This window comes from Aquisalimonas sp. (genome assembly GCF_007120195.1).
Lineage (GTDB): Bacteria > Pseudomonadota > Gammaproteobacteria > Nitrococcales > Aquisalimonadaceae > Aquisalimonas.
The window spans coordinates 1-7,520 of the sequence record NZ_SKOG01000156.1 but is presented as its reverse complement, the minus strand read 5'-3'; the positions used below and the strand labels follow the sequence as shown (position 1 = coordinate 7,520).

General features: G+C 65.0%; 4 protein-coding genes and 1 pseudogene. 4 read left to right on the top strand and 1 reads right to left on the bottom strand.

Going from position 1 to position 7,520, the window contains the following annotated elements:
* The first annotated feature begins 313 nt into the window (after positions 1-313).
* The 4 genes from QZT63_RS11695 to QZT63_RS11680 all read left to right on the top strand — a co-directional run bounded on the left by QZT63_RS11695 (position 314) and on the right by QZT63_RS11680 (position 6,787).
* Positions 314-1,207 carry a carbon-nitrogen hydrolase gene (locus QZT63_RS11695; RefSeq protein ID WP_290651397.1) on the top strand — a complete coding sequence of 298 codons (894 nt, stop codon included), beginning with the start codon at positions 314-316 and terminating at the stop codon, positions 1,205-1,207.
* A 46-nt stretch (positions 1,208-1,253) separates the two neighbouring features.
* Positions 1,254-2,375, top strand: a complete 1,122-nt coding sequence (locus QZT63_RS11690; RefSeq protein WP_290651395.1) for a 3-deoxy-7-phosphoheptulonate synthase — start codon at positions 1,254-1,256, stop codon at positions 2,373-2,375.
* Between the two features lie 12 nt (positions 2,376-2,387).
* Positions 2,388-5,870 carry a transcription-repair coupling factor gene (mfd, locus tag QZT63_RS11685; protein ID WP_290651393.1) on the top strand — a complete coding sequence of 1,161 codons (3,483 nt, stop codon included), beginning with the start codon at positions 2,388-2,390 and terminating at the stop codon, positions 5,868-5,870.
* 95 nt (positions 5,871-5,965) lie between these two features.
* Positions 5,966-6,787, top strand: coding sequence for a CsiV family protein (locus tag QZT63_RS11680; RefSeq protein WP_290651391.1), 822 nt, complete (start codon positions 5,966-5,968; stop codon positions 6,785-6,787).
* 278 nt (positions 6,788-7,065) lie between these two features.
* On the opposite strand, the pseudogene QZT63_RS11675 reads toward QZT63_RS11680, so the two are convergent.
* A pseudogene (locus QZT63_RS11675) lies at positions 7,066-7,520 on the bottom strand (hypothetical protein); the annotation flags it as partial.

Here is a 7,520-nt window from a genome sequence, read left to right as displayed (position 1 = left end):
GCTACGCTAATCCGCCCTACGGGTACCGTGTCAAGCTACGCCATGGCTCCGGGTCCGATCGAAGGGCGTAGGGTGCTATTAGCGATAGCGTAATGCACCATCAAACAAACCGCGCCAAGGGCGCACAGGCGCAGCATGCGTTGCGCGCCGGCGGCGCCATGTCATCGACGGCGGGTTACGCTGCGCGCCGACGCCCGAGAGGCCCTGGCTTCAGCGCCATAATTTAGAACTGCTGCCGGCGTAGGGGAACGCTGCCACACGCCAGGCAAATGGATTACAATGCGGGCCGATTTAGCGAGCCTGCGGAGACAGCATGGCGTCCGGCGAGCAGCTTGTCGTCGCACTGGTGCAACACGCTTGCGGCACCGACCCGGATCGCAACCTGCAGCGCAGCGAACAGGGGATCCGGGAGGCGGCCGCTGGAGGCGCGCGTCTCGTGTTGCTCCAGGAACTGCACCGCACCCGCTACTTCTGCCAACACGAAGACCCCGCCGTGTTCGACCTGGCCGAGCCCATACCGGGCCCCACCACCTGGTGGCTCGGACAACTCGCCGAGGAACTGGGTGTGGTCATCGTCGGCTCATTGTTCGAGCGCCGCGCGCCGGGGCTGCACCACAACACCGCCGTGGTGCTGGATACCGACGGCAGGCTGGCGGGGCGCTACCGCAAGATGCACATCCCCGATGATCCGGGATATTACGAGAAGTTCTATTTCACGCCCGGGGATTCCGGTTTCGAGCCGGTGGATACCAGCGTCGGACGCCTCGGCGTGCTCGTGTGCTGGGACCAGTGGTTCCCGGAGGCCGCGCGCCTGATGAGTCTGGCCGGGGCGCAGCTGCTGCTCTACCCGTCGGCGATTGGCTGGGCGGGCGAGGACGATCACGCGGAGCGGGAGCGCCAACGCGATGCCTGGACAGTGATCCAACGCGCCCATGCCGTGGCCAACGCCCTGCCCGTCGCCGTTTGCAATCGCCACGGGTATGAGCCGGACCCGACCGACCCATCGGCCGGCGCCACGTTCTGGGGGTCGAGCTTTGCCTGCGGACCCCAGGGCGAGATGCTCGCCCAGGCGAGTAGCGACAGCGATCAGGTCCTGCTTGCCCGGCTCGACCTTCGCCACAGCGAGACCGTGCGGCGGATGTGGCCCTTCCTGCGGGATCGGCGCGTGGATCACTACCGCGATTTGCTCAGGCTCTACCGGGACTGAGCAGCCGGAGCAGCAGGAACACGAAACGAATGAGGGAAATGCTCGCATGATCCTGATATTGGAACCGAATATTGATGCAACCAGTGAACCGTATCGGCGGCTCATGGCCCACCTGGAGGCGCTTGAAGGCATCAGGCACCGGGTGCATCAGGTCCACGGCACCGAACGCGTGCTCACCGAAATCTACCTCATTGGCAACACGGCCAACCTCCAGGAAGAGGAGATGGGGAGCCTGCCCGGCGTCGAGCGCGTCATCCGCGTCTCCGATGCCTACCGCATCATCGGCCGGCACCGGGATGATGAGCGCGAGGCTGCCTTCTCTTACAACGGCGTCGAGTTCAGCCAGGACAACCTGCACGTGTTCGCCGGCCTGTGCGCCGTGGACAACCCCCAGAGCGTGGAAGCCATGTTCCGGACGCTCGCCGAGCACGGCCAGACCTGCGCGCGCATGGGTGCCTATAAGCCCCGTACCAACCCCTATTCGTTCCAGGGCCACGGCAGCGAGTGCCTGCCCTACGTCTTCGAGCTGGCGGGCAAATACGGTGTGCGCGTCATCGCCATGGAAATCACCCATGACCGGCAAATCGAGGAGATCGAGCAGGCACTCGAAGGCGCGGGCAACCCCACCGGTGTGATGCTGCAGATCGGCACGCGCAACACCCAGAACTTCGAGCTGCTCAAATTCGTCGGTCGCCAGACCCGCTTCCCGGTGCTGCTCAAGCGGGGGTTCGGCATTACGCTGGAGGAGTCTCTGAATGCCGCCGAGTACCTGGCGACCGAAGGCAACAGCCATGTGGTGTTCTGCCTGAGGGGCATGAAAACCAATATGGGCGACCCGCATCGGAACTTCGTGGACTTCGCCCATGTCCCCGTGGTGAAGCGCTTGACCCGTATGCCCGTGGGCATTGACCCATCGCACTCCGTGGGATCGCGCGCGGCGGGCCCCGACGGCATCATGGACATGATGCATGCGACCGCCCAGGGCGTGATTGCCGGGGCGAACATGATCCTCGTGGACTTCCACCCGGATCCGAAACGCGCCCTGGTGGACGGCCCCCAAGCACTGACACCGCACGAGATGCCCTTTTTCCTGGAAGACGTGCGCATTGCGCGCGAGGCCTACGAGCGCCGCCGGGCGCTGGCTGCCACCCAGACAACTGGTACGTGATACGACAACCGCATGAATGATCAACTGCAAAGCCCGCTGCATCCCGGTATGCCGCGCGACGGCCGGCAGGTCACCTGGACCGGGCTGCCCGGCAGCGCCGGCCCCCTGGCACTGAGCCGGCTACTCACCCGCCGCCAAGGCATGGTGCTCGCCGTCACCGCCACGTCGCAGGACGCCCAGCGCCTGGAGACCGAGCTGCGGTTTTATATCGGCGACGACACGCCGATTCTTCCATTCCCGGACTGGGAGACACTGCCCTACGACATGTTCTCGCCGCATCAGGACATCGTCTCCCAGCGGCTGGCCACCCTCTATAGCCTCCCGGACACCCACCACGGCGTACTGATCGTCCCGGTGCCAACGCTGGTTCAGCGGCTGGCGCCCCGTAGTTTTCTGGATGCCACGGGGCTGGTGGTGCGTATCGGTGACCGGCTGGACCTGGACGCCATGCGCAGCCGCCTGGAGCAGGCGGGTTACCGCAACGTGCCCGAGGTGATGGAGCACGGCGAATTCGCCGTGCGCGGCGCCCTGCTGGACCTGTTCCCCATGGGCAGCGCGGTGCCCTACCGGATCGACCTGTTCGATGACGAGATCGACACCATCCGCACCTTCGACCCGGAGACACAGCTCACCGTCGACCGGGTGCGGGACGTCCGCCTGTTGCCCGGCCGTGAGTTCCCCGTGGACGAGTCGGCGATGACCCGCTTCCGCAAGGGGTTTCGCGCCGCATTCGAGGGCGATCCGACACGCAGCCGCATCTATCGGGATGTCAGCGACGGTGTCATGCCCAACGGCATCGAGTATTACCTGCCGCTGTTTTTTGACGACACTGCCACGCTGTTCGATTACCTGCCCGGCGACACGCTGCTCTATGCCGAGTCAGGGGTCACCGACGCGGTCGAAAGCTACTGGCAGCAGATTCGCGACCGCTACGAGCAACGCAGCCACGACCGGGATCGCCCGCTATTGCCGCCGGAGCGGTTGTTCCTGGAGCCACAGCACGTGGGCGAGCAGCTGGATGCCCTGACCGGCGTTCGGCTGCATCAGGAGAGCGACGACGAACGCGCCCGGGGGCCCGCGCCGGGCCGGGTTCGCCACGCGGCGCGGCGCCTGCCTGGGCTGACCCTGCATGCACGCACGGAAGAGCCCGACCGTATTCTGCTGGACCGTTTCATGGCCGAGTTCCAGGGGCGCTGCCTGTTCGTGGCCGAAACCGCCGGCCATCGCGAGGCGCTCATGGAAGCGCTGCACCGGCACGGGATTCGCCCGAAGCCAGTCGAATCCTGGCGGGAGTTCATCGACGGCGAGCATGGTGTCGCCATGACCATCGCCGCTGTGGAGGAAGGCCTGCTGCTGGAAGACCCGGGGATTGCGGTCATCCCTGAGGCAGTCCTGTTCGGCAACCGCGCACAGCAGCGCCGGCGTCGCCGACAGCAGGAACGCGACCCTTCAGTTATTATAAAGGATCTCAATGATCTGAGCATTGGTGCTCCAGTTGTGCATGAAGATCACGGTGTGGGGCGTTACCAGGGGCTGCGGCGTCTGGAGGTGGGCGATTTCCCCACCGAGTTCCTGACCCTGGAGTACGCGGGCGGCGACAAGCTTTATGTGCCCGTCTCCTCGCTGCATCTGATCAGCCGGTACACCGGTGCCGAGGAGGCGCAGGCGCCGCTGCACAAGTTGGGCGGCGAGCAGTGGGAGAAGGCGCGCCGCAAGGCCGCCGAGAAGGCACGGGACGTCGCCGCCGAGTTGCTGGATGTCTACGCGCAGCGCGCCGCGCGCAAGGGCCAGTCGCTCACCAGCGACGCCGAAGAGTACGAGAGCTTTGCCGAGGCCTTTCCCTTCGAAGAGACTCCCGATCAGCAGGATGCCATCGATGCCGTGATCGCCGACCTTGCCTCCGACCAGCCCATGGATCGGGTCGTGTGCGGGGACGTCGGCTTCGGCAAGACCGAGGTGGCCATGCGAGCCGCGTTCGTCGCCGTGCAAAGCGGCCGCCAGGTCGCGGTGCTGGTGCCGACGACGCTGCTCGCCCAGCAGCACTTCCAGACTTTCCGTGACCGGTTCGCCGATTGGCCGGTGCGTGTCGGTGTGCTGTCCCGGTTCAACAACGCCAAGGAGACCAAGCAGACCCAGGCGGCGCTGGCGGACGGCACGCTGGATATCGTCATCGGCACCCACCGCCTGCTGCAGGGCCGCATCGAGGCGAAGAACCTGGGGCTCGTGATCGTCGACGAAGAGCACCGCTTCGGCGTACGTCAGAAAGAAAAGCTGAAGCAGCTGCGTGCCGAGGTGGATTTGCTGACACTGACAGCCACGCCCATCCCGCGCACGCTGAACATGTCCCTGGCCGGTCTGCGGGATCTGTCCATTATCGCCACGGCGCCGGCCCGGCGCCTGGCGGTGAAGACCTTCGTCAATGAGTGGAACGACACGCTGATCCAGGAGGCGTGCCTGCGCGAGATCAAGCGCGGCGGCCAGGTGTATTTTCTGCACAACGATGTGGACACCATCGCGCGCACCGCGGAGCATGTGGAAGAGCTGGTACCCCAGGCACGGGTCGGCATGGCGCACGGGCAAATGCCCGAGCGGGAGCTGGAGCGGGTCATGCTCGATTTCTATCACCAGCGCTACAATGTGCTGGTGTGCACGACCATTATCGAGTCCGGCATCGATATCCCCAACGCCAACACCATCATCATGAACCGCGCCGACCGCTTCGGCCTGGCACAGCTGCACCAGCTGCGCGGGCGCGTCGGGCGGTCTCATCACCGGGCCTACGCGTACCTCATCGCCCCGCCCCGCCGGGCAATAACCCCCGATGCGGCCAAGCGGCTGGACGCCATCGCCGCCCACGACGACCTGGGCGTCGGCTTCACCCTGGCCAGCCATGACCTGGAGATCCGCGGTGCCGGGGAGCTGCTGGGGGGCGAGCAGAGCGGCCAGATGGCGGAAGTCGGCTTCAGCCTCTACAACGACTTGCTCGAGCGGGCCGTCAACGCCCTCAAGAGCGGCAAGGAACCGGCTTTGGAGCAGCCCATCCATCACGGCGCCGAGGTGGATCTGCGGCTGCCCGCGCTGATTCCGGATGACTACCTGCCGGACGTGCATACACGCCTGGTGCTATACAAGCGCATCGCCAGTGCCCGGACGGAATCCGCCCTCAAGGACTTGCAGGTGGAGATGATCGACCGCTTCGGGCTGCTGCCAGCACAGGCGAAGAACCTATTCCGGGTTACCGCCCTGAAACTGCGGGCGGAGGCGTTCGGAATCGCGCGCGTGGAGGCCGGGAGCGACAGCGGCATGCTGGTCTTCGGCGACGAGGCGCTGGTCGACCCGGCAACGCTGGTCGAGCTGATCCAGAAACAGCCAAACCGCTACCGGCTGGAGGGGCAGCACCGGTTGCGCATACAGTACCCGATGCCGGAGCACGAAGATCGCTTTACGGTCATGGAAGAGCTCCTGGGCCGCCTGCGGATTCGCAAGGCCGCTTGAGCGCCATGATGAACAACGCCCTGTACCTCGCCCTGGTAACCTCTGCCGACCCGGGGCACACTCCCTAGTCAAAGAGATCGTTTGGAGACATTCCCATGAAGCCGCACTGCTGGCGACCAACGGCCTGGCTAACCGGCCTGACCCTGCTCGGCGTCGCCGGCTGCGCCCAGGTATGGGCGGACGATAACCTCTACCGGGTGGAGATCATTATCTTCCAGCAGGAAGACATTGGCTCCGAGAGTCCGGAGCGCTGGCCGACCCATCCCGAGCCGGCTGCCTTTGCGCGCTACGCGGAACTGCGGGAGAACGTGGACACCCCGGATGATGATCTATACCGGCTGCTGGCCGACGACGACCTGGGCCTCCGCGGGACCGCGCGGCGGCTGGACAATTCCAACGCATACCAGGTTCTTGTTCACACCGCCTGGATTCAGCCAGGGCTCGATCGCAATGAATCGGCGGCGGTGCGGCTACCGCTGGAGGCCGACACCCGTGAAGAGCTCGACGATGATGAAGACGACGACGAGACTGATGCCGAGAATGGCGCCGACAATGACGACGAGAATGACAATGGCGATGACGCCAATGATGAAGTTCACGCCAATGGCGAACTGCTGAACGAGGATACGGAGGAGATCGCGGCGGTGCCCAGCCTTGATACACGACCGCCGGAAGGCCTCTCGGGCTGGATTCGCGTCTCCCAGGACCGCTATCTGCACGTGCACACGGATTTGCGCTGGCTGAATCCACAACCTGAGCCGCCGGCCCAGCGAGACGGCATGCGAGAGTTCTGGCTCGAGGAAATGGAACCGGTGGTCGTCATGCGCGCGCATCGCCGCATGCGCCGTGGGGAATTACACTATATTGATCATCCCCTTCTAGGCGTGCTGATTCACGTAGACCGTGTCGAAGAATGACCCATGCCACGGTTAGCAGCCACCCCATGGCACCGCGGCAATCAAGGGGTGTGGGCACATGCCATGGCACCGGCGTCAATCGAAGGGTGTAGGGTGCATTAGCGATAGCGTAATGCACCGTCAAATAAACCGCGCCAAGGGCGCGCAGACACAGCCTGGGTTGCGCGCCTGCGGCGCCATTGTATCGACGGCGGATTACGGCTTCGCCTAATCCGCCCTACGTTAATACGTTACGTGCGGAACCGCCCAGCCACGCGTCCCGCCTACCGAATCCGCAATCAGTGAAACACCGCCTCCGGATCCTCTGCGGTGAGAATACGCTCGGACCACTCCAGAAGAGTGTCGCTATCGGCCTGTTCCACCCGCTCACGGTAGGCCTCGGCCGTAGCGGCGCCGAACTTGCGCTCGATCTGGCGCAGCAGCACTGCCGCCTCCCCCTGCTGCAGGCCCTGCTTCAGGCCTTCTTCCCGAAACCGCTGTGCAAACCCGCTCATCTGCTCGCTCTCCTGCGGATACCGCTGCGCATATAGCGCCGCTTCATTATCATTCAGCGCCCCGTAGATGTCGACGAGGTCGATGTACTTCAACTGCCGCTCCGGATCCCGCTCGAGCTCCATCAGCCCTCGCAGGGCCGCGGCGTACGCCGCCACCTTCTCCTCCGAGGTGCTGCAGGCCATGTTCGGCAGCAGCAGCCGCGCGACCAGGTTGTCGCTCTCGCTGTAGTGCGTGTAGG